The organism is Streptomyces sp. DH12, assembly GCF_020873895.1.
Lineage (GTDB): Bacteria > Actinomycetota > Actinomycetes > Streptomycetales > Streptomycetaceae > Streptomyces.
The window spans coordinates 1-21,802 of the sequence record NZ_JAHWGT010000052.1 but is presented as its reverse complement, the minus strand read 5'-3'; the positions used below and the strand labels follow the sequence as shown (position 1 = coordinate 21,802).

The window sequence follows — 21,802 nt, the reverse complement described above, 5'->3', positions numbered from 1 at the left end:
TGCCGAGCGGCAAAAGTTGGTGACTGAAACCTGACATTCGGGCCACCGCGGAACCGTCGCGCCGGGTGGCCCCCGGCGCCGCCCTGACTGGCTCAGGCGCCGGGATCCGGGCTGTCGGACGCCTCCTCGGGCCGTCGCCCCAGCGCCTCCTCCAGGGAGTCCGTCAACGTCAGGACCCGGTCCGTCTCCGTGATGCGCAACACGTGCCGCAGGCTGCGCGACGGGACCGCCAGGACCAGCGGCACCCCGGCGCGCGCCGTCACCGTGCGCAGCCGCAGCAGCGTGTTCAGGCCACTGGAGTCGCAGAAGCTCACCTGCCGGCAGTCCAGCACCAGCCGGTCCCACCCCCGGGCCAACGCCTCCTCGCCGGCCCGCACCAGCCATGGCCCGGCCTCGATGTCGAGCTCGCCGCGCAGGACCAGCACGCGGTCGGCTCCCACTGAATCGATCATGAAGCGACTGGTGGACACTGGCACTCACCCCACGAAGACCGTCGATACCCGTCGTCCGGAGCCCTCCGGGTGGCCCGGTCCGGCGTTCATCTATACCAACTGCCCGCCGAGGAGCGTAGAAGGTCCTTGCCGCACGGCAACTGTTGTCGCCGCGGCCATAGAATGCCGTGATCGTCACGACCCGAACGGACCAGTCGGGCATCCCCAGAACAGGACGACGTGAAGAAGATCACTAGTGTCGAGCGCGCCCTGCGCGCCGCCGAACCGCACCTGCTGCTCACCGTCGTCCGCATGGCCCTCATCGAGGAGTACGGCGCCGAGCGGGTCGAGCTGCGCATGGCCGACTACGGCCTCAAGAACCTCCAGGCGGTCCTGGCCTCGGAGGGTGCCGACGAGGCGGTGCCCCTCCACGACAGCCCCGAGGGCCGCGCCTTCGGTGCGCAGGAACCGCACGTCGTCCACCGCGACGCGGCGGGCGTGGTCGACGTGCACCTGCCGGTGACCATCCGCGGCGACCGGCTGGGCGTGCTCTCCGTCCGGCTCCCGGCCGACCGGTACGCCCCCGCGGTCGTCTCCGACCTGGAGTACATCTGCCAGGCCCTCGGGCACGAGATCCTCGTCGCGGAGCGGGACACCGACCTGTACCTGATGGCCCGCCGCGCCGCCCGCCTGACCCTGGCCGCCGAGATGCAGTGGCAGCTCCTGCCCGGCCGCTCGTGCACGCGCACCGAGTTCTCCCTCGGGGCGCAGCTGGAGCCCGCCTACGCCATCTTCGGCGACAACTTCGACTGGTCGGCCTCCTCGGAGCACCTCACGGTCACCGTGACCAACGGCATGGGCCAGGGCATCGAGGCGGCCCTGCTGTCGAACCTCGCCGTCAACGCCCTGCGCAACGCCCGCCGCGCCGGACTGCCCCTCGCCGACCAGGCGATCCTGGCCGACCAGGCCGTGTACGCCCAGTACGGCGGCCGTGCCCACGTCGCGGTGCTGCTGCTGCGGTTCGAACTCGCCACGGGCGAGGTCGAGGTCGTCGAGGCCGGCTCACCCCGCGTGTGGCGCCGCCGCGGGAGACAGGTGGAGGAGCTCACCTTCGACGCCCAGCTGCCGCTGGGCATGTTCGACGGGACCGTCTACGTGCCGGAGCGCTTCACCGTCGAGCCCGGCGACCGCCTGCTGTTCGCCAGCGACGGCGTCTACGAGAGCGTCTCGCCGACGCAGGAGCTGTTCACCGAGCGGGCACTGGCCAGGGCGCTCGCGGCGACCGGGCTGCTGCCCGCGGCGCAGGTCCCCGGGGCCATCCTGCGGGCGGTCGCCGACCACCGGGGCGACTCGCCGCTGGGGGACGACGCGCTGGTGCTGTGCCTGGACTGGCATGGCCGGCCCGCGACCTGAATCCGCCGGTCGTCCACCGAAGTGATCATTGCTATTTGACAACAGTGTCCTGGTGGCAACAGTCTTGGACCGCAACTGCCGCCAGGGCGAGGGGAGGAGAGGAACGGCGGGGCAGTCGGCATGAGCACCGCTCGCCCGGCGCTCGCAGGGCGCACGCACGGGTATCGGCGCCCCGCAGGGGCGTACCGGGTCAGGCGGATCTCGCCTCGTCGTCGGACCCGTCGGCCCGCCGCGCCGGCAGCGTGGTCCCGATGGCGTCCCGGAACCCCCGCAGCCCCTTGCTCAGCGCCTCGCGCGCCGTCGGCGTCATGCCCGCGATGGAGGACAGCAGGACCTCCTCGCGCCGCGCCCGCAGCTCGCGCAGGTACGCCTTGCCGTGGCCCGTCAGGCGCAGCTCCAGCTCCCGGCGGCTGACGGGGCTCGGGCCGCGCTCGACGAAGCCGAGCGCCTCCAGCCGGTCGCAGAGCCGGCTGACCGAGGAGGGGGCGGAACCGAGCAGCTCACCCAGCGTGCGGAGGTTGATGCCCTCTTCGCGGTCGAGGCTGTAGAGCACCCGCAGCTGGGAGGCCGAGACGGGAGAGGACGAGACGGCGTCCCGGCCCCGCTCCCACAGGACCTCCAGCAACTCGATGACCTCGCACGCGGCCTCGGCGGCCGCCCGGGACCCGTCGTGAGAGGGTGCCGGATTCACGCCCATAACAGTGACACTCCGAATCAGCGCTGTCGGACCTCGTCGCCCCGCCCCGCGCGCTACGCCTCGATCCCGGATCCCCGCCCTGCGATCGCGGCCGGTGCGAGCGCGGGCCGTCGCACGCCGCGCCCTGTGGGAAGGACCACCTCACGGTCTGTCGCACTCCCTCCGTACCGTCGTCGCCGAGCGTCTCCCGTCACCCGCCCGCGAGCCGCCCCGGGCCGGCGGACGGACCTCTCCGCGCGGCCGGCCGTCATGCCTCGGCGGCCCCGTCGGTTCTTCGTGCGGCGTCCCGGCCGGGCCGTCCCGGGGGCACCACCATATCCTCGCGTCGCGCCCCGCCGGCCAGGCGTACGGGGGCACCGCCCACGCCGTCCGTACCGCCGTCCGGGTGTGCCGCCGGCCACACTACCGGCCGCGCGGGCCCGCTCCCGGCCACCGGGCCGGGGCATCCTGCCTGCGGGTTTCCCCCTCGCACCGGTGTCGGAAGCTCGGTGGATCTTTTTGGCATGACCTCGGCCGATCGGGAAATACGCTTCCGGTGGGCTCCGGGTGTCCGGAGGAGGGGCGTCGCCCCACGCGACGGCGGAGCGGGAGCTGTATCGTCCGGTGCACGGGGATGGTGGCACAGGTACGGAGCGGCCGGCGGTCGACCCCACCGCCCGGCGGCGAGCCGGGGCGGGGGCGCCACCGGCCGTGGGCGACGGCGGGCGCCGCGGCGCCCGCGGACGCGTCCACCACACCCGCTCCCTCCGGCACCGCCGGACCGGACAGAACGAGGAACGGGGTGAGCCCGCGATGAACAGCCGGACGGGGAAGGACCCGTTCGTCCATCCCGCGCTCTTCTACCGGGACGACGCCGCCTACCTGGCGGGGACCGTGCCGTTCGTCCTGGACGGGCTCGCCGAGGACGAGCCGGTGGCCGTCGCCGTCCCCGGCGACCGGCTGCGGCTCCTGCGCCGCGAGCTCGGCGCCGCCGCCGAACGCGTCCGCCTCCTCGACATGACCGAGGCCGGACGCAACCCCGGCCGCATCATCCCCGGCGTCCTCATGGCCTTCGCCGACCGGTTCCCCACCGGCCGCGTCCGCATCATCGGCGAGCCGATCTGGGCCTCCCGCACGGAGGAGGAGTACCCGGCCTGCGTCCAGCACGAGGCGCTGATCAACCTCGCGTTCCGCGGCCGGCCCGTCACGGTCCTCTGCCCGTACGACGCGGTGAACCTCGACTCCGGCGTCCTCGCCGACGCGCACGCCACCCATCCCGTCGTCGTCCACGACGGCCGGGAGACCGCCAGCGCCGCGTACGCGCCCGAGCGCGGCATCGCCGCGGGCAACCGCCCGCTGCCCGCGCCGGCCGGCGCCGCGGCCCTCGACTTCGACGAGGACGACCTGCCGGGCGCCCGCTACTTCGCGGTCTCGGTCGCGGGCGGCTTCGGCCTGGCCGGCATGCCCCTCGACGACTTCGCCCTCGCCGTCGCCGAGCTGACCACCAACAGCGTCCTGCACGGCGGCGGCCGCGGCACCGTGCGGGTGTGGTGCCAGGACGGGCGGGTGTACTGCCAGGTGGAGGACGCCGGCCGGCTCGACGACCCGCTGGCCGGGCGCCTCGCGCGCCGCCCCGAGCAGATCGGCGGACGCGGCCTCCTGGTGGTCAACCAGGTGTCCGAGCTCGTCCGCACCCACACCGCCGGCACCGGGACGACCGTCCGCTTCCGCGTGCCGCTCTGACCCGGCGACGGCGACGCATGCGGAGACGGGGACGGAGGCGGCGACGAGGCGCCCCGGGGCGGCGGTGCGGGCGGACCGGCGGGAGCCGTACTACACCGGGTTCAGCCGCCACTGCTGGCAGGTGTTGCCCAGCCACGACCACTGCCGCACGTCGGCGGAGTCCGCGGTGGAGCAGTCCGCCACATCGGCCACCTTGCCCGTGGCCTGGTTGACGACGCGGACGTGGCCCCCGTCGGTGGCGAGGAACCGGAACCGCTGGCAGGTGTTGTCGAGCCAGGACCACTGCCGCAGGTCGGCCCCGTCGGCGGAGGAGCAGTCGGCGGTGTCCAGCGCCTTGCCGGTGGCGACGTTCAGCAGCCGGTGCGTGTCGTCCCCGAGGTCCTGGAGCCGCCAGCGCTGGTGGGAGCCGCCGTCGCAGGCGTACTGGGCCACGTTCGCCCCGTCCGCCGAGGTGCCCGCGGTCACCTCCAGGCACTTGCCGCTGTTGCGGTTGGTGAGGGTGTACGTGGTCGCGGCGCCGGACGGCTCGCCCGACGGCCCTGCCGCGCCCGCCCCGAGCCGTACCGGCGTACCGAGGTGCGGGGTGCCGTCGGAGTTCCAGGTGAACCGCTGGGCCCGGGTGGTCCGCCCGTTGTCGCAGCCGTCCGAGGCGGAGTCGTTGGCGTGGTAGACGATCCAGCTCTCGGTCCCGTCCGGCGAGGTGAAGAAGCCGTGGTGGCCCGGCCCGTACACGCCGTTCGCGTCACTGCGCTGGAAGAGCGGTGTGGGCTTCTTCGTCCAGGAGGACGCCGAGGCGGGGTCCCTCCCGGTCAGCTCCAGTTGCCCCAGCTTGTAGTCGGGGGTCCAGCAGCCGCTGGCCGAGTAGACCAGGAAGGTCCGGCCGCCGCGCTGGAGGATCTCGGGCCCCTCGTTGACAGGGGCTCCCGAGCGCTCCCAGTCGTGGGTGGGCCTCGCCACGGTGCTGAAGGGCGAACTGACCGTGTACGGGTTCGACATCCGCGCGGCGACGATGTTCTGCGACCCGTCGTGCGTGCTGCCGAAGAGGTACAGCTGCCCGCCGATGGTCGCCACCGTCGGGTCCAGCATCCAGGACGCGTTGAGCCGGCCCCGGTAGGTGTACGGCCCCATGGGGTCCGACCCGGCGCTCTCCAGGACGTGGCTGCGCTGCGTCGCGTTGTAGTCCGGCACGTTCTGCCCGGCGACGTAGTAGAGGTACCAGCGGCCGTTCAGGAAGTGCAGCTCCGGCGCCCAGATGTTGCAGCACCGGGAGGCGGCGTCGCCCTGCCACACCTGCACGCTGGGCGCGGTGGCCAGCCCGGCGAGCGTCGGGGACCTGCGGATGGTGATGACGTCGCTCCAGCTCGTCGTCACCAGGTGGTAGTTGCCGGCGTGGTACGTGATCCAGGGGTCGGCGCCCTTGACGGACTTGACCGGGTTGGTGAACGAGGCGGCGCTCGCGGGGGCGTGCCCGAGCGAGAGGGCGAGCAGCAGCGCGGTCAGCAGGGTCAGTAGGCGACGGGCCATCCGCTGCTCCAGTTCAAGAGGTTGATGCCGAGTCTGGGGGTGCCGTTGTCCCTGGCGTCGTAGTAGTGGTAGACGATCAGGTCGCCGTCCACGTCCTTGGTGATCGACTGTCCGCCGGGGCCGATGACGCTCCCGTGCGACTCCAGGACCGGTGTCCCGCCGTTGTTCGTCATCGGGACGCCGTTCCTGTCGAGGTACGGCCCGGTGACCCTGGTGGCGCGGCCCACCTTCACCTTGTACGTGGAACTGACGCCGGAGCAGCACGTGTCGTACGAGGCGAACAGGTAGTAGTACCCGTTCCGCTTGACGACGTACGGGGCCTCCACGGCCTTGGTGCCGGTCGGGCGGGAGGCGAGGGAGCGGCGGGCGGTGTCGGAGGCCGACTGCTTCCCGGTGGAGGGGTCGATCCGGATCATCTTGATCCCGGTCCACCAGCTGCCGAAGGACAGCCACCAGCTGCCGTCGTCGTCGACGAAGAGGTTCGGGTCGATGGCGTTGTAGTCGCTGGCGGAGTGGGAGGTGTACACGATGCCGTGGTCGGTCCAACTGCCCGGGTGGCCGGTGGGGGAGCCGGCCAGCCCGATGGCGGAGGTGTTGGAGCCGAAGGTGGAGACGGAGTAGTACATCAGGTACCGGCCGCCGTGGTACGAGATGTCGGGCGCCCACGACTCCGGGACGGAGGAGTACCGCGACCACCAGCTCGGGCGTGAGGTGAAGGCGTCCGCGCCCGCGGTGAAGGCGGTGCGGTCGGACGACGTCTTGGCGGCGATGCCTCCGCCGGTGGCGTAGAGCAGGTACTGCCCCGACGGGGTGCGGATCATCGTCGGGTCGTGGGTGATGACGGAACCGGTGACGCGACCGGGGTTCGGATAGGCCGTGGCGCTCGTGGGGATGAGGGCGAGCAGGGCGGCGGTGGGGAGGGCGAGGAGTGCGGTGCTCTTGCGGCTCAAGAGAACGCTCCTGTTCTGTATGTCGAACGACGCTCGTCGTTTCGAACGGAACGTAGAATCGAACTCTTTGCGCGTCAACGGTTCGCACCTCGACAGCAGGTGCCGACGGGCCGTCGTGCGCCCTCGCGGTGGCCGACTGTTCGGCAGGTCGCACATCGTCCGTGATCCCGGTGAAAGTCATTGACGGCCCACCGTCGCGCGTCTACGGTCCCGTTCGAAGTAGCGATCGGGTGCCGGTATTTCGAACAATCCGCGCCGCTTCCTCCTGCGCGCGCACCAACCGCCGCGTGGCGAAGCCGCCCTTCACGGAAGGCCGCGCGGTCAGGAAGACGCCGCTCCGGTCGTCGACACCCCGGCCCACCCGCATCTCCCCGGAAGGACACCATGCCCGACAGCACCGCCCGCTTCACGCTCGATCCGGCCTTCACCGTCGGAACGGTGAACCCCCGTCTCTTCGGCTCGTTCGTCGAGCACCTGGGCCGCTGCGTGTACACCGGGATCCACGAGCCCGGCCACCCCGCCGCCGACGAGGCCGGACTGCGGACCGACGTGCTGGCTCTGATCCGCGAACTCGGCGTCACGGTGGTCCGCTACCCCGGCGGCAACTTCGTCTCCGGATACCGGTGGGAGGACTCCGTCGGCCCCGCCGAGGAGCGCCCGCGCCGACTGGACCTCGCCTGGCGGTCCACCGAGAGCAACCGGTTCGGGCTGAGCGAGTTCATCGCCTTCCTGAAGAAGGTCGGCCCGCAGGCGGAACCGATGATGGCCGTCAACCTCGGCACGCGAGGCGTGGCAGATGCGCTCCGGCTCCTGGAGTACGCCAACCACCCGGCCGGCACCGAACTGTCCGACCGGCGCGTCGCCCACGGCGACGAGGAGCCGTTCGGCATCCGCCTGTGGTGCCTCGGCAACGAGATGGACGGGCCCTGGCAGACCGGCCACAAGACGGCCGAGGAGTACGGCAGGCTGGCGGCGGAGACGGCGCGGGCGATGCGCCAGATCGACGGCGGCCTGGAACTCGTGGCCTGCGGCAGCTCCAGCCGGGCCATGCCCACCTTCGCCGCCTGGGAGGCCACCGTCCTGACGGAGGCCTACGACCTGGTCGACCACATCTCGCTGCACGCCTACTACGAGGAGGTCGACGGCGACCGCGACTCGTTCCTCGCGTCGGCCGTCGACATGGAGTCCTTCATCGACAGCGTCGTCGCCACCTGCGACCACGTCGGCGCCCGGCTCAAGTCCGAGAAGAAGATCCAGCTCTCCTTCGACGAGTGGAACGTCTGGTACCAGAGGCGCTTCCAGGCGGAGGCCGAGGCGAACCCGCTCGACTGGCCCGAGGCGCCGCGGCTGCTGGAGGACAACTACAGCGTCACCGACGCCGTCGTCTTCGGCTCGCTGCTGATCGCCCTGCTGCGCCACGCCGACCGGGTCACCGTCGCCTGCCTGGCCCAGCTGGTCAACGTGATAGCCCCGATCATGACCGAACCGGGCGGCCCCGCCTGGCGGCAGACGACGTTCTTCCCCTTCGCCCAGGCGTCCCGGTACGGGCGCGGCGTCGTCCTCGACGTACGGGTCGAGTCGCCCACCTACCGGACGGCCCGCCACGGCGAGGTGCCGCTGCTGCACGCGACCGCCGTACACGACCCGCGGACGGGCGCCGTCACCGTCTTCGCCGTCAACCGCGACCGGAGCCGGCCGCTGCCGCTGCGTGTGGCGCTGTCCGGGCTGGACGCGGACCGGATCGTGGAGCACAGCGTCCTCGGCGACGCCGACCCCGACGCGCGCAACACCCTGGCCGAGCCCGAGCGGGTCGTACCCCACGCCGGCCACGGCGCCCGGCTCGACGCGGGCGTCCTCGACGTCGTCCTCGAACCGCTGTCCTGGAACGTGCTCCGCCTGGCCCCCGGCGCCTGACCGCCGGCGGCCCCGGCCGGCGACCGACCTCCCGCAGAGACGAGCCACCATGCACCCTTCCCACCCCACCCGGCGCCGGGCCCTCGCCGGCGGCATAGGCGCGGCCGTCGCCGGCGCCACGGCCCTCGGCGCCCTGCCCGGCTGCGCCGCCCCGTCCGCCACCGCCGGCCCCGGACAGACGCGCCTGCGGTTCTGGCACCTGTTCGGCGGCGGCGACGGAGTCAACATGCAGGGCATGCTGGACGACTTCCGCGCCCGGCACCCGGACGTGGCACTGGAGGCGGTGACCCTCCAGTGGGGCGCCCCCTACTACACGAAGCTCGGCATGGCCGGCGCCGGCGGACGCGCCCCGGACCTGGCCGTGCTGCACCTGGCCCGACTCGCCGGATTCGCCCCGGGGCGGCTGCTGGACCCGTTCGACCCGGACCTGCTCGCGGACCTCGGGGTGCGCGAGCGGGACTTCCCACCGGACATCTGGCGGCGCGGCCGCGTGGCCGGCCGGCAGTACGCGGTGCCGCTCGACACCCACCCCATGGTGCTCTACCACCAGACCGAGGTCTGCGAGAAGGCCGGCCTCATGAGGGGCGGGCGGCTGGCCCCCATCGAGGGAGCCGACGCGTTCGCCGACGCCCTGCGCGCCGCGAAGAAGGCGACCGGACGGCCCGGCCTGGTGACGGAGACCCTCGGCCCCGACTGCGTCACCCCCTGGCGGCTGTTCGCCACCTTCTACTCCCAGACCGGCGGCAAGGTCCTCTCCGAGGACGGCAGGCGCCTCGCCCTGGACGACACGAAGGCGCTGCGGGTGCTGACGTACATGGCCGGCCTCGCGGAGGAGGGCCTGATGGTGCGCCGCGCCGACTACGGCGCCTCCGTCGGCATCTTCAACGCCGGCAGGACGGCCTTCCACCTCAACGGCGAGTGGGAGATCAGCACCTTCCGCACGGCCGGCATCCCCTTCTCGGTGACCCGCGTCCCCACCCTCTTCGGCCGCCCCGGCGCCCAGGCCGACTGCCACGCCTTCGTCCTGCCGCACCAGGCCGACCGCGGCGGCCCCGCGCACCTCGCCGCCCACACCCTCGCCGCATGGATGCTGCGCAACTCCGTCGCCTGGGCCGAGGGCGGCCACGTGCCCGCGTACCTCCCCGTCCTCAGGGACCCCGCATACCTCGCGTTGAGGCCGCAGTCCGAGTACCGCGGGGTCATCGACGACGTGGCGCTCGACGAACCGGCCTGGTTCGCCGGCTCCGCCTCCCGCATGTGGATCGAGCTCGGCGCCGTCTTCTCCGGTGTCCTCACCGGCTCCCGCACCCCCCGGGGCGCCCTGACCGAGGCCAAGGCCCGGCTCAGGACCCTCCTCGACACCCCCGACCCGCTTCCCGGAGCCGCGTCATGACCACCACCACCGCGGCGCCCCCGCCGACGCCCCCGCCACCGGTCGCCGAGCGCCGCGCCGCCGGCCGGGTGCCGGTCCGCCCCGTCCGCCGCGGGTGGACCGAGCACGGCCTGGTCTTCGTCGCCCCCTTCCTGCTCCTGTACGCCGTGTTCCTGCTGTGGCCCCTGGTGTCCGGCCTCGGCATGAGCCTGACGAGCGAGAACATCACCGGAACCGGCGGGGAGTTCGTCGGCCTGGCCAACTACGCCGAGGCCGTCGGCGACCCGGACGTCTGGTCCTCGCTGTGGAACACCCTCTGGTTCACGGTGCTCTCCACGGTCCCGCTCGTCCTGGTGGGCCTGGGGCTGGCGCTGCTCTCCCACCACCTCCGGGTGGTGCAGTGGCTGTGGCGGCTCAGCTGGTTCGCCCCGTTCCTGCTGCCGTCCGGAGTGGTCTGCCTGCTCTTCGCGCAGATGGTCTTCCCGTCCGGCTTCGGCCTCGCCGACCAGCTGCTCGCCGCCGCGGGGCTGGAGCCGGGCATCGGCTGGCTCAGCGAGGAGCGCCACGCGATGCTCTCCATCGTGGCGACCACCGTCTGGTGGACCGTCGGCTTCAACTTCCTGCTGTACCTCGCCGCACTGCAGGCCATCCCCGTCCACCTCTACGAGGCCGCCGAACTGGACGGGGCCGGCGCGTGGCACCGGCTGCTCCACATCACGCTGCCGATGCTGCGCCGCACCACCGCGCTGGTGGTGGTCCTCCAGGTCCTCGCCTCGCTCAAGATCTTCGACCAGGTGTACATCATGACCGGCGGCGGCCCCGACGAGTCCACCCGGCCGATCCTCCAGTACGTCTACCAGCAGGGCTTCACCGGGTACCGCATCGGCTACGCCTCCGCCGTCTCCTACCTGTTCTTCGCCCTGATCCTGGTCGTCTCCCTGGTACGGCCCGCGCTGTCCCGGCGCCGAGCAGAGGAGGCCGCGAAGTGAGCGGATCCACCACCGTGAAGACTCCCCGCGCGCCGCGGAGCGCCGCAGGCCGCGAAGCCCGCTGGACCGGAGGGCGGGTCGCCCTGCTGGTGCTGGCGCTGCTCCTGGCGGTCGCCTGGCTCGTCCCCCTGGCCTGGGCCGTGGCGACCTCGCTCAAGCCCGAGGCGGAGACGACGAGCACCCCGCTCGCCTGGATCGGCTCACGCGTCACGTTCGACGCGTACGCCAAGGTCTGGGGGTCCGGCGACCTGACGCGCTGGATGCTGAACTCGGTGTTCACCTCCCTGATGACGACCGTGTTGACCGTCCTGACGTGCGCGATGGCCGCCTACGGCTTCACCCGCACCGACTTCCGCGGCCGCAGGGCGCTGTACGGGCTGGTCCTCGCCGGCATCATGGTGCCGCCGCAGGTGCTGATCGCGCCGCTGTTCACCGAGATGGTGCAGCTGGGTCTGGTCGACACCTACTGGGGCGTGATCCTGCCCCAGGTGGCCGTCCCGGCCATGGTCTTCATCCTGGTGAAGTTCTTCGAGGGGGTGCCCCGCGAGCTGGAGGAGGCGGCCTTCGTCGACGGCGCGGGGCGGTGGCGGGTCTTCTGGACGATCGTGATGCCGCTGTCCCGGCCGGTGCTCGCCGCCGTGGCGATCTTCACCTTCATCTCCACCTGGAACAACTTCCTGTGGCCGTTCCTGGTGACCACCGACCCCGCCGGCATGACGCTGCCCGTCGGCCTGGTCAACGTCCAGTCGTCGTTCGGCGTGCGGTACGCGCAGATCATGGCGGCGCTGGTGATCGCGGGACTGCCGCTGCTGATCGTGTTCATGCTGTTCCAGCGGCAGATCGTGCGCGGCATCGCGCACACCGGCCTCGCCGGGCAGTGACCGCCCGCCGACAGCGGGTATGCGCGGCCGCATGGGTGACATCGGTGAGATCAGGATCGGTACCTGCTCGTGGACGGACCCCGCCCTCGTCTCCAGCGGCTGGTACCCGCCCGGCAGGCGGGACGCGGAGGGGCGGCTGCGGCACTACGCCGGGCGGTTCCCCGTCGTCGAGGTCGACTCGACCTACTACGGCCTGCCGAGCGACCGCAACAGCCGCCTGTGGGCCGAGCGCACCCCCGACGGCTTCCGCTTCGACGTGAAGGCGTTCTCCCTGCTGACCGGCCACCCCACCAGGCCCGCCGCCGTCCCCGCCGACCTGCGCCCCGCCGTGGCGCGGTACGGCGGCCGGTACCGCGGCCTGCCGGACCCCGGCCTGCTGGACGAGGTGTGGCGGCGGTTCCGCGAGGCGCTGCTGCCGCTGCGTGACGCCGGCCGCATGGGGGCCCTGCTCTTCCAGCTGCCGCCGTGGGCCGTGCCCGGCGCGGCCGCCCGCGCCTTCCTGGAGCAGTGCCGCGAGCGGACCGCCGGCTGGCCGCTGGCGGTCGAGTTCCGCCACCCGGACTGGTGGCGGCGGGAGGCCCGCGCGTCCACCGCGGCCCTGCTGCGGGAGCTGGGCGCGGCCGCCGTGGCGGTGGACACGGCGCAGGACCTCCCCGGCTCCCTCCCCCCGGAGGCGCCGGTCACCTCCCGGGACCTCGCCGTCGTCCGCTTCCACGGGCGCAGCGCCGCCTGGGGGACCGGCAGCAAGGAGGACCGCTTCCGGCACGAGTACACGGCGGACGAGCTGCGCGAGTGGCTGCCCCGGGTGCGGGCGATGGCCGAGCGGGCCGCCGAGGTCCACGTCCTGTTCAACAACTGCTGCGGGGACGCCGCCGTACGCGCCGCCGGGGCCATGCGGGAGCTCCTCGCCGCGGACTGCCCGCAGGAGGCGGGCGCGGGGGGACATGGGAGCGCCGTGGCGGGGAAGACGGGGTGACACGCAGCGCCCCGCGCGGGGCACCGGACCAGAGGAGTACACAGTGCACGCGGACATGTGGTCGTGTCCCGACACGACCGGTTACGTGACCGGTACCGACCTGACCGGCTTCACGGTCGAGGCGACGGACGGATCCGTCGGCAAGGTCGGCAAGCACTCCGCGGAGGCGGGCGCCTGCTACCTGGTGGTCGACACCGGCCCGTGGATCTTCGGCAGGGAGGTGCTGCTCCCCGCGGGGATCGTCACCGCCGTCGACATCGAGCAGCGGGCCGTGCACGTGCGCTGCACCAAGGACGAGATCAAGTCCGCCCCCGAGTACGTGCCCGACCGGCACGACCGGGACGGCGGACAGCGGATGGAGTTCGCGGACTACTACCTCGCCTTCTTCCGCTGACCCGGCCGCCGCGGACGCGGCGGCACGGACCGCACGGACACGGACCACGGACACGGAACGACACGGACACGGAACGACACGGACACAGGACCCGGAAGCAGACACGCAGCACCGAGACACACAGGAGGCGTCATGTCCCAGCTGATCTCGCGCATCAGGAACTTCGGCCGCAGCCCGCAGGGGCGCAGGCTCATCCACACGGCCCGCCGGGCCGCCTCCGACCCGCGGCGGCGCACGCAGACCCGCGGCATCCTCGGCCGGCTCCGTCGCCACTGACGGTACGGCGCGACCGACACCGTGACCCCCGCCGGGCTCCCCGCCCGGCGGGGGTCACGCGTGTCCCACCGCCCCCGGACGGCGGCGCCCACTGACATATGTCACCGCTCCCCGATGAGCAAGGTCGTTCCCAGGGAGGAAGGTTGACGGGCCGTCGGGCCGTGAGGATGGGGGTGCGGGGGCGCACACGGCGCCCCGCACCGGATCCCAGGAGCAGCCCATGGAACCCTCCCCGCGCGCCGCCCGCCGAAGGCTCCGCCGCGCCGCGCTCACGTCGAGCGCCGTCCTGCTCGCGCTGGCGGCCGGCACGCTGCCGGCGCAGGCGGCGCCCGCGGCCCCCGCCGCCCCGCCGCACGCCGCCGCGGCCACCGCCCCGGCCGGCGCCGGCCGGGGCCTCGACCGCGCGGCGCTGCGCGCCTCGCTGGACGCCGTCCACCGGGCCGGCATGTACGGCACCTTCTCCGCCGTCCGCGACGGCTCGTCGCGGTGGCGGGGCGCCGCCGGCGTCGCCGACGTCGACACCCGGCGCCCCGTCCGGCCCGGCTTCCAGCACCGGGTCGGCAGCATCACCAAGTCGTTCGCCGCCGTCGCCGTGCTCCAGCAGGTCCGGGCGGGCCGCGTCGACCTCGACGCCCCGATCGGCCGCTACCTGCCCGAGCTGGTCCCCGGCGAGCGCGGCCGGGCGGTCACCGTACGCATGCTGCTCAACCACACCAGCGGCATCGGCGACCACATACTCCCCGCCTTCCCCGGCCTCCTGGAGGACCCGGGCAAGGCCCTCGACGCCGGCCGCTTCCGCCACTTCGCCCCCGAGGAGCTGGTCCGCCTCGGCCTCGCCGCGCCCCCCGGAGCGCCGCGCGGCACCCACGCCTACTCCAACACCAACTACGTCATCATCGGACTGCTGCTCCGCGAGGTCACCGGCCAGGAGCCCGAGGACTACATCACCCGCCACGTCATCCGCAAGGCGGGGCTGCGGCACACGTACTTCCCGCGCACCCCCTACCTCACCGGTCCGCACGCGAAGATGTACGAGTCGATGTACGGCACCATCGACCCCGCCCGCGACTACAGCGTCTACGACATGTCGTGGGGCGGCATCGCCGGCGCGCTCGTCTCCACCACCGACGACCTCAACTCCTTCTACCGCCAGCTGCTCGGCGGCAGGCTGCTGGGCCCCGCCGAGCTGCGCGCCATGAAGACGACCGTCCCGGCCCACCCGGTCGAGCCGGGCGAGGAGGCCGTCATGCGCTACGGACTCGGCCTGTCGGCGGTGCGGATGGGCGACGGCCGCTGGTACTGGGGCCACGACGGCGCCGTCTTCGGCGCCGGCACGCTCGCGCTGTCCTCCGAGGACGGCCGCCGCCAGCTCGCGGTCGCCCTCAACCTGATGAAGTACCAGCACGTCAACGAGGACGGCACGGTCGACCCGCACCCCATCGACCTGGCCCTCAACGAGCACATCCTCACGGCCCTCGGCATCCCCCGGCCCGCCGCCCGCGGCGCCGCCCCGCGGGCCGGCGCCCCCGCCGCGCCGGCGCCCGCGGCCGCCACCGCGGTGACTCGGCCGTTCGAGGTGCTGAGCCGGTTGCAGCGCTGAGCCGACGCGGCCGCCCGCGCGGGGGGAGGGCGGCCGCCTCCCGCCCCCTGCGCGTGCGTGCCCGCCCGCGCAGGGGGCAGAAGGAACCCATGACGGTAGCGAAGACGAGCGTCCTGGTACTGGACAGCGCCGAACCGGAGGCGCTGGCGGAGTTCTACGCCGAGCTGCTGGGGGCCCGGGTGCAGCGGGGCACCGACCCCGACTTCATCGAGGTCGTCGGGCAGGACGGTGTCCGCCTCGCCGCCCGCCGCGACCACGGGTACGCGCCGCCCAGCTGGCCCCGTCCCGACGACTCCCAACAGGCGCACCTGCACATCCTCGTCTCGGAGGCCGACATGGACGAGGCCGAGCGGGAGGCGGTCGGCCTCGGTGCCCGCCCCGTCGAGGCCAAGGACAACTCCGGCCCCCGGGACGTGCGCACCTACGCGGACCCCGCCGGCCACTCCTTCACCCTCGCGGCGCGGGAGGGCCGCTCGGCCGTCTGAGGCGGCACCGCGGCCCATCCCTCGGGCCCGCCCCGCGCACGCGTTCACGGGGCGGGCCCCGAGGGATGGGCCGGTGCGGGTTCCGCACGGTCGACCAGCCGGGCCAGGTCCACCCGCGACCTGACGTTGAGCAGGGCGAACACGTTGCGCAGGTGGTGGTCGACGGTGCGGGGACTGAGCGACAGCCGTACCGCGACCTCCCGGTTGGTGGCCCCCTCGGCCACCAGCCGGGCGATCCGCGCCTGCTGGGCCGTCAACCGCGACAGCGCGCCCGCCTCGGCGTCCCTGGTCGCGCTGCCCGCCGCGCGCAACTCGCCCGCCGCCTGCTCCGCCCAGCCCCGCGCACCGCAGTGCTCGAACGCCACCAGCGCCTCCCGCAGCCGCTCCTGCGCCGGACCGGGCCGCCGGCGGCGGCGCAGCCACTTCCCGTACAGCAGCAGCGTCCTCGCCCGGTCGAACTCGCCGCCCGCCCCCTCGTACGCGTCCAGCGACCGCTCGTACCAGAGGTCCGCCTCGTCGGGTGCCAGCAGCGCGCGGCAGCGGGCCGACTGGGCGGGTGCCAGCGGGTCGGCGCCGAGGGAGGCCCACACCGCGAACTCCTCGACGGCGACCCGCGCGTCCTCCGGCCGCCCCGACAGCGCCGCCGCCTCGGCGAAGCACGGCACGGCCAGGATCCGCACGGCGAAGTGCCCGCCGCCCGCCCCCGAGCGGACCACCGGCCCGAGCCGCGCGGCCGCCTCCGGGAGGCGTCCGCGGCTCAGGTCCGCGCGGGCCGCCGCCCACCGCGCCAGGGTGGCCGCCTGGGTCAGGCCGTGCCGGCGGGCGGTGTCCAGGGCCGCCGCCGCGTGCCCGGCCACCCCCGCCCCGTCGCCCTCGACCGACAGGGCGAGCGCCAGGACGGCGTGCAGGTGGGCGGCGATGTTGCGCTGCCCGGCCCGTCGGGCGGCGCGCAGCCCCTCCTCGGCGTGCGCGCGGGCCCGCGCGTGCTGACCGGCGCGCAGCTCCGCGTACGCGAGGTACTCCAGAGCCCTCGGCACCAGCGCCGCCGCCCCCGCCGCCCGGGCGGCGGCGAGCGCCCGTGCGGCGACCCGGGTGGCCGCGCCGACGTCGCCCATGAGGAGGGCCGCCGCCCCGGCCCGCAGCAGCGGTTCGGGCGCCTCGTCGGCGTCCGCCCGGTCGACGGTCCGCCGCAGGGGTGCGCGCGCGACCGCGAACCGGCCGTCCAGTGCGGCCCGCAGCCCCGCCACGTACTCCTCCAGCGGATCCCCGGCCACCGGCGGCGCGGCCCGGCCGCCCCGGACGCCGGCGCGCTCCCCGCCGGCCACGGCGACCAGTTCGGCCGTGCACGCGGCGACGTCACCCGCCACCCACGCCGCGTCGGCCGCGGCGAGCCGCGCGACCCGCGCGTGGCGGGGGTCGTACGGGGCGAGGAGCGCGGCGGCACCGCGCAGCGCCTCGTGCGCGTCGACCACGGGGCCGTCGTCCAGCGCCAGCACCCCCCGCACCAGCTCGACCCTGCCGCGTACGGCGTCGGTCGCGCCCGCCGCCTCCGCGCCGGCCAGCAGCTCGCGCGCCTGCCGTACCGCGCCCGCCAGCCGCGCCTGTTCGGCCGCCGCCGCCAACCGCTCCGCCCGCGGCCCGTCCGCCGCCGTCAACTCCGCCGCGCCGCGCAGGGCGGCGGCCCGTTCGCGGTGGGAGCGGCGCGGGTCGTCGCGGGACGCCTCCGCGGCCAGTGCCGCCGCGACACCCGGTGCGGGGCCCCGCACCGACAGCGCCGTGTGCGCCAGCCGGGCCAGGGCGCGGGGGTCGGGCGCCCGCTGTTCCGGCAGGTCGCCGACGAGCGAACGGGAGGCGGGGGCCGAGCGGTCCGGCGCGCGGGCGCCCGCGGTCGAGCGGTCGGGTACGAGCGCGGCGGCGAGCGCCCCGTGCGCCGCCCGCCGACGGGCGGGGTCGGCCCCGGCGTACACCGCCCGGCGCAGCAGGTCGGTGGAGCACCGCGCCCGGCCGCCGTCCCAGCCCAGCAGGCCGGCCGCCTCCGCGTGGGCGAACGCCGCCGCGGGCAGCCCGAGCCGCCGCCCGGCCCGCAGGACCAGCGCGGCGTCCGCCGCGCCGCCGGGCTCCCCGGCCGCGGCGACCAGCAGCAGCACGTCGGCCACCGCCGGCGGGAGGTCGGACGGGTGCGGGCTGACCGCCCGGGCGAGCGCCGCCGCGTCCGCCAGGGGGCGCGGCAGCGGGGCGCGGCCCTCCAGCTGCGCCGCCGAGAGCCGCTCCAGCAGGAAGGTCAGGAGCGCCGGGTTGCCCGCGGCCTCCGCCACCAGCTCCTCGCGGACCGGCGGGTCGACCCGTCCGCCGGTGCGTTCGTCGACCAGGCCCGCCGCCACGCCGTACGGCAGCGGGGCGAGGACGACGGACGGCAGTCCGGCGAAGTCGGCGGCGCCCGGGTGCCGGTGGACGACCGACAGCAGGACACCGACCGGGCCCGGCCGCCACGCCCGCCGCACGGCCCCCGCCAGGGCCCGCCGGGACGGGCCGTCCCACAGGTGCGCGTCGTCGACGCAGACCAGCAGGGGAGCGGGGCCCGCGGCGGCCCGCAGCGCCCCCTCCAGCGCCTCCGCGTCCCCCGCACCTCCGGGGCCTCGCGGGGCGGGCGGTGTGATCCCGGCGCCACCTTCGCCCGTGACCGCCGCCAGGGCGCGGTGGAGCGCCCGCACCCCGCCGCCGGGCACCCGGCTGCCGCCCGGGGTGCCCCGTACGCACACGGCGGGCCCCGCGTCGAAGGCCGCCGCGCCCGCGTCGAGCAGGGCGGACCGGCCGAGCCCGGGTGCGGCGGCGACCACGAGCACTCCGCCGCCGCCGTGGCGCGCCCCCTCCAGCACCGCGTCGACGGACCGCAGCTCCTCCTCCCGGCCGCGCACACCGCGCGGACCCGTGGACTCCTGCCAGGTCGGCTCTCGCGTCATCCTCGGGACGCTAATGTCCGGCGGCGCGTTGCGGAAGCCGTCGGTCCGACCCACCTGCGCCCGCGCGGTGCTGCCGCGCCCGCCGTGTACGGCCGGTCGGACACGGCGAACGCCGGAGGCGGCCGCGCATGGGGCGCGGCCGCCGGGGGCGGAGCGTGAGGGGGCCGTGAGACCTGCCCCGCCGTCGGCGCCGGCGGTGTCGGCGGTCAGGAGGTGTGCGGGCAGTTGCCCCGGTACTCCTCGATGGTGAGGCTCGGCCGCGGCAGCGGGCAGAGGAACTGCTCGTAGCGGGTGTCGTCGTCGATGAACCGCTTCAGCCACGAGACGCTGTACTTGGCGATCGTCGTGTTCGACGAGTTCGGTGCGAAGTGCGACGCCCCGTTCAGCTCCAGATAGGCCCGGTCCAGGGTGGACGGCAGGTTCTCGTAGAAGGGTTCGGCGTGGCTGGACACGGGGGCGATGGTGTCCCCGTCGGCTCCGACGATCAGCGTCGGCGTCCTCAGCTCCGGCCAGGTCTTGTCCAGGTTCCACGGCGTCAGCGGCACCGCCGCGCGCAGCGACGGCCGGCTCTTGGCCGCCTCCAGGCTGCCGCCGCCGCCCATGGAGTGGCCCATCACGCCGAGGCGGGTGCTGTCGACGCGCGTGCGGAGCGGGCTGACGCGCGTGAGGTGGTCCAGCGCGGCGAGCAGCTGGCGGCCCCGGCTGTCCGGCTGGTCGAGCGTGGTGATCGTGTCGATGGTGAACACGACGAACCCCTGTGAGGCGAGGCGGGGGCCGAGCCACGCGATCGTCGACTGGGTCCCGGTGTAGCCGGGGGCGATGGCGACGGCCCCGAAGGTACCGTCGGCGGTGGTCGTCGGGTAGTGGATCGTCCCGCCGCCGAAGCCGGAGGCGGCGAGCGAGGAGACGGTCGACTGGGACACGGCGTAGTGCCCCCGCACCGCCTCGATGCTGGCGTTGGTGGGCGCGGGGCCGCGCTCGTAGGGGTTGGCCGCGGCCTGGGCGGCGGGGGCCGGGCCGAAGCCGAGCCCGGCGACGACGGCGAACGCCGCGAGGGCGCCGCGGAGCGAGCGGCGGACGCGGCGCCCGGTGTGGGGGAGTGTGTGCACGACGGGGTCGTCCTCTCTGTGGTGGCGGGCCCCGGGGCGTACACCGGCGGACGTCTGTGACACCGGCGCGCTGCCCCGGGCGGCTGGCCCGCCGCGGGTGGGGCTGCCACTGTCGCCGCGCCCCCGCGGCCCGGGCATCGGCGATATCACCGGTCCTCGCGGGCCCCGCGGCCGCCGGCGCGCCGGGCGGGCCCCGCGGTGGTCGACTGGAAGGGGGCCCGGCGGAAGGAGCGACCATGTACGTCGTCCGCATCGAGCACGCGGTCCCGGACTACCAGGCGTGGAAGGCCGCCTTCGACGGTGATCCCCTCGGCCGGTCCGCCTCCGGCGTCCGGGGCTACCGCGTCATGAGGCCGGTCTCCGATCCCGGCCGCGTCATGATCGACCTGGAGTTCGACGACGTCGACCGGGCCGAGGCCATGGTCGCGCGGCTGCGGGAGCTGTGGACCCGCGTCACGGTGGCCGTGGATCCGCAGGCGGAGGTCACGGAGGTCACGGAGGTCTTCCACTACTGATCGCCCCGGGCACCGACCGCCCCGCGCGGGGCCCCGGCGCGCCGCCCCCGCGCGGCCGGCCGGGGCCCAGCGTGCCGTTCCCGCAACGGAGTTCGGGTCCTCGCGCCATCCCGTCCGACCATGTCCGGGAAAACCCTTCCCGGACATGAGAGGCAGGCCGTGACCACTGCGACCCGACCCGTCGGATCCCCGCCCGTGGCCAGTGCGCGCAGACGGTGGACGGTGCTGGCCGTCTGCTGTCTGAGCATGTTCCTCGTGGGCATGGACACCACCATCGTCAACGTCGGCCTGCCCGCCATCGGGCAGGCCCTGGGCATCGGCACCCGCGGCCTGGAGTGGACCGTGGACGCCTACACGCTCGTCCTGGCGGCCCTGCTCATCTCCTCCGGCGCGCTGGCCGACCGGTTCGGACGGCGGCGGGTGTTCCAGTGGGGGCTGGCCGTCTTCGGCGCCGCCTCGCTCGCGTGCGCCGCCGCCCCCACCGCTGAGGCGCTCGTCGCGGCCCGCGCCCTGCAGGGGGTCGGCGCCTCGATGCTCAGCCCCGTGGCCCTGGCGATCGTGGTGAACGCGATGCCCGACCCGCGGGAGCGTGCCCGGGCGATCGGCGTCTGGGCGTCGGTCTTCGGGCTGAGCATGGCCGCCGGCCCCGTCGCGGGCGGCGCCCTCATCGACGTCTTCGGCTGGCGGTCGGTGTTCTGGGTGAACGTGCCGGTTGTCGTGGCCGCCCTCGTCCTGAGCGCGGTGTTCGTGCCGGAGTCCCGGGCCCAGCGGCCGCGGCGGCTCGACCTCCCGGGGCAGGCCCTGCTGACGGTGGTGATCGGAGGGTCGGTCGGCGTGCTCATCGAGGGGCCGCGCGTCGGCTGGACGTCGCTGCCGGTGGTCTGCGCGTACGCCTGCGTGCTGTCGGCCGCCGTCGCGTTCGGCGTGGTGGAGTCCCGCAGGCGCGAGCCGCTCATGGAGCCGGGGCTCTTCCGCAGCCCGTCCTTCACCGGCGCGGTCGTCGGCGCGGTGGCGGTCTTCGTCGCCCTCAACGTCACGCTGCTGCTGGAGACCTTCCACCTCCAGCACGCCCGTGGCTGGACGCCGCTGACCGCCGGGGCGGCGACCCTGCCGATGGCGGTCGGCGCCACGCTGTGCGCCCCGCTCTCCGGTCGTCTGGTCGGCCGTAGCGGCCCGCGGCTTCCCCTGGCCCTGGCGGCCGGCTTCCTCACCGCCGGCGGACTCTGCCTCGTCGGGCTCGACGACGACACCGGCGTACCGCTGCTCCTGCTGGCCAACGCGCTCGTCGGCGTGGGCTTCGGCTTCGCCAACGCCCCGATCACCGACACCGCCGTGAGCGGACTCCCCGTCCAGCGCGCCGGTGTCGCCGGGGCGATCACGTCCACCGCCCGGCAGTTCGGTGCCGCGGTCGGCATCGCCGTCGCCGGCGGGCTGGTGTCGGGGGTCTCCCCGGCGGGGTTGGCGGACGCCTCCCGGCCGGGCTGGTTCGTGGTCGCCGCCTGCGGCGCGCTGCTGTTCCTGGTGGCCCGCGCCGCACGGCCGGCGCCGGCGGCCGCCGCCCCGCGGGGCGGTCCGCGGGGCGGCGCCATAGCAG

19 protein-coding genes are annotated in these 21,802 nt (G+C 74.8%); 13 read left to right on the top strand and 6 right to left on the bottom strand.

The window, feature by feature from the left end; translation table 11 throughout:
• Nucleotides 1-92 precede the first annotated feature (92 nt).
• Nucleotides 93-452 carry an STAS domain-containing protein gene (locus LPA54_RS30790; RefSeq protein ID WP_228983950.1) on the bottom strand — a complete coding sequence of 120 codons (360 nt, stop codon included), beginning with the start codon at nucleotides 450-452 and terminating at the stop codon, nucleotides 93-95.
• A 219-nt stretch (nucleotides 453-671) separates the two neighbouring features.
• Between LPA54_RS30790 and LPA54_RS30785 the strand changes: the two genes are divergently transcribed.
• Nucleotides 672-1,844 (top strand): PP2C family protein-serine/threonine phosphatase, encoded by a 1,173-nt coding sequence (locus LPA54_RS30785; RefSeq protein WP_228983949.1) that lies wholly within the window; start codon nucleotides 672-674, stop codon nucleotides 1,842-1,844.
• Nucleotides 1,845-2,034: 190 nt separating this feature from the next.
• On the opposite strand, the gene LPA54_RS30780 is transcribed toward LPA54_RS30785, so the two are convergent.
• Nucleotides 2,035-2,541, bottom strand: a complete 507-nt coding sequence (locus tag LPA54_RS30780; protein ID WP_228983947.1) for a MarR family transcriptional regulator — start codon at nucleotides 2,539-2,541, stop codon at nucleotides 2,035-2,037.
• Between the two features lie 792 nt (nucleotides 2,542-3,333).
• Between LPA54_RS30780 and LPA54_RS30775 the strand changes: the two genes are divergently transcribed.
• On the top strand, nucleotides 3,334-4,263 hold the full coding sequence (locus LPA54_RS30775; RefSeq protein WP_228983945.1) for an anti-sigma factor RsbA family regulatory protein: 930 nt from the start codon (nucleotides 3,334-3,336) through the stop codon (nucleotides 4,261-4,263).
• 90 nt (nucleotides 4,264-4,353) lie between these two features.
• Here the strand turns inward: LPA54_RS30775 and LPA54_RS30770 are convergent, their stop codons facing one another.
• Nucleotides 4,354-5,787 (bottom strand): family 43 glycosylhydrolase, encoded by a 1,434-nt coding sequence (locus LPA54_RS30770; protein ID WP_228983944.1) that lies wholly within the window; start codon nucleotides 5,785-5,787, stop codon nucleotides 4,354-4,356.
• A complete protein-coding gene (locus LPA54_RS30765) occupies nucleotides 5,769-6,737 on the bottom strand; it encodes an arabinan endo-1,5-alpha-L-arabinosidase (protein ID WP_228983942.1) in 969 nt (322 codons plus the stop codon). Before LPA54_RS30765 ends, LPA54_RS30770 begins: the two co-directional genes overlap by 19 nt.
• 384 nt (nucleotides 6,738-7,121) lie before the next feature.
• Here LPA54_RS30765 and LPA54_RS30760 point away from each other — a divergent pair, with 384 nt between their 5' ends.
• The 9 genes from LPA54_RS30760 (at nucleotide 7,122) to LPA54_RS30720 (ending at nucleotide 15,624) form a co-directional block, all read left to right on the top strand.
• Entirely contained in the window at nucleotides 7,122-8,651 is a 1,530-nt protein-coding gene (locus LPA54_RS30760) for an alpha-N-arabinofuranosidase (protein WP_228983940.1), read from the top strand.
• 49 nt (nucleotides 8,652-8,700) lie between these two features.
• Nucleotides 8,701-10,044: an extracellular solute-binding protein gene (locus tag LPA54_RS30755; protein WP_228983938.1), complete on the top strand. Its 1,344-nt coding sequence runs from the start codon at nucleotides 8,701-8,703 to the stop codon at nucleotides 10,042-10,044.
• Nucleotides 10,041-11,012 carry a carbohydrate ABC transporter permease gene (locus LPA54_RS30750; protein ID WP_228983935.1) on the top strand — a complete coding sequence of 324 codons (972 nt, stop codon included), beginning with the start codon at nucleotides 10,041-10,043 and terminating at the stop codon, nucleotides 11,010-11,012. Before LPA54_RS30755 ends, LPA54_RS30750 begins: the two co-directional genes overlap by 4 nt.
• A 14-nt stretch (nucleotides 11,013-11,026) precedes the next feature.
• Nucleotides 11,027-11,893, top strand: a complete 867-nt coding sequence (locus tag LPA54_RS30745) for a carbohydrate ABC transporter permease (RefSeq protein WP_228983975.1) — start codon at nucleotides 11,027-11,029, stop codon at nucleotides 11,891-11,893.
• Nucleotides 11,894-11,933: 40 nt separating this feature from the next.
• Nucleotides 11,934-12,869: a DUF72 domain-containing protein gene (locus tag LPA54_RS30740; RefSeq protein WP_228983973.1), complete on the top strand. Its 936-nt coding sequence runs from the start codon at nucleotides 11,934-11,936 to the stop codon at nucleotides 12,867-12,869.
• Between the two features lie 43 nt (nucleotides 12,870-12,912).
• Complete coding sequence (locus LPA54_RS30735; RefSeq protein WP_228983933.1) at nucleotides 12,913-13,263, top strand: PRC-barrel domain containing protein; 351 nt, start codon at nucleotides 12,913-12,915, stop codon at nucleotides 13,261-13,263.
• A 132-nt stretch (nucleotides 13,264-13,395) separates the two neighbouring features.
• The gene (locus LPA54_RS30730; RefSeq protein WP_228983931.1) at nucleotides 13,396-13,539 is read left to right on the top strand and encodes a hypothetical protein; all 144 of its coding nucleotides are present in this window, start codon (nucleotides 13,396-13,398) and stop codon (nucleotides 13,537-13,539) included.
• 220 nt (nucleotides 13,540-13,759) lie between these two features.
• Nucleotides 13,760-15,139 (top strand): serine hydrolase, encoded by a 1,380-nt coding sequence (locus LPA54_RS30725; RefSeq protein WP_228983929.1) that lies wholly within the window; start codon nucleotides 13,760-13,762, stop codon nucleotides 15,137-15,139.
• A gap of 89 nt (nucleotides 15,140-15,228) precedes the next feature.
• The gene (locus LPA54_RS30720; protein ID WP_228983927.1) at nucleotides 15,229-15,624 is read left to right on the top strand and encodes a VOC family protein; all 396 of its coding nucleotides are present in this window, start codon (nucleotides 15,229-15,231) and stop codon (nucleotides 15,622-15,624) included.
• 44 nt (nucleotides 15,625-15,668) lie between these two features.
• On the opposite strand, the gene LPA54_RS30715 is transcribed toward LPA54_RS30720, so the two are convergent.
• Together LPA54_RS30715 and LPA54_RS30710 are read right to left on the bottom strand one after the other, a co-directional pair.
• On the bottom strand, nucleotides 15,669-18,584 hold the full coding sequence (locus LPA54_RS30715) for a LuxR family transcriptional regulator (protein ID WP_228983925.1): 2,916 nt from the start codon (nucleotides 18,582-18,584) through the stop codon (nucleotides 15,669-15,671).
• A gap of 206 nt (nucleotides 18,585-18,790) precedes the next feature.
• Complete coding sequence (locus tag LPA54_RS30710) at nucleotides 18,791-19,693, bottom strand: dienelactone hydrolase family protein (RefSeq protein WP_228983923.1); 903 nt, start codon at nucleotides 19,691-19,693, stop codon at nucleotides 18,791-18,793.
• Between the two features lie 236 nt (nucleotides 19,694-19,929).
• Here LPA54_RS30710 and LPA54_RS30705 point away from each other — a divergent pair, with 236 nt between their 5' ends.
• On the top strand, nucleotides 19,930-20,208 hold the full coding sequence (locus LPA54_RS30705; protein WP_228983921.1) for a hypothetical protein: 279 nt from the start codon (nucleotides 19,930-19,932) through the stop codon (nucleotides 20,206-20,208).
• A 195-nt stretch (nucleotides 20,209-20,403) separates the two neighbouring features.
• On the top strand, nucleotides 20,404-21,802 hold a 1,399-nt coding region (locus LPA54_RS30700), incomplete at its 3' end, for an MFS transporter (protein WP_228983920.1).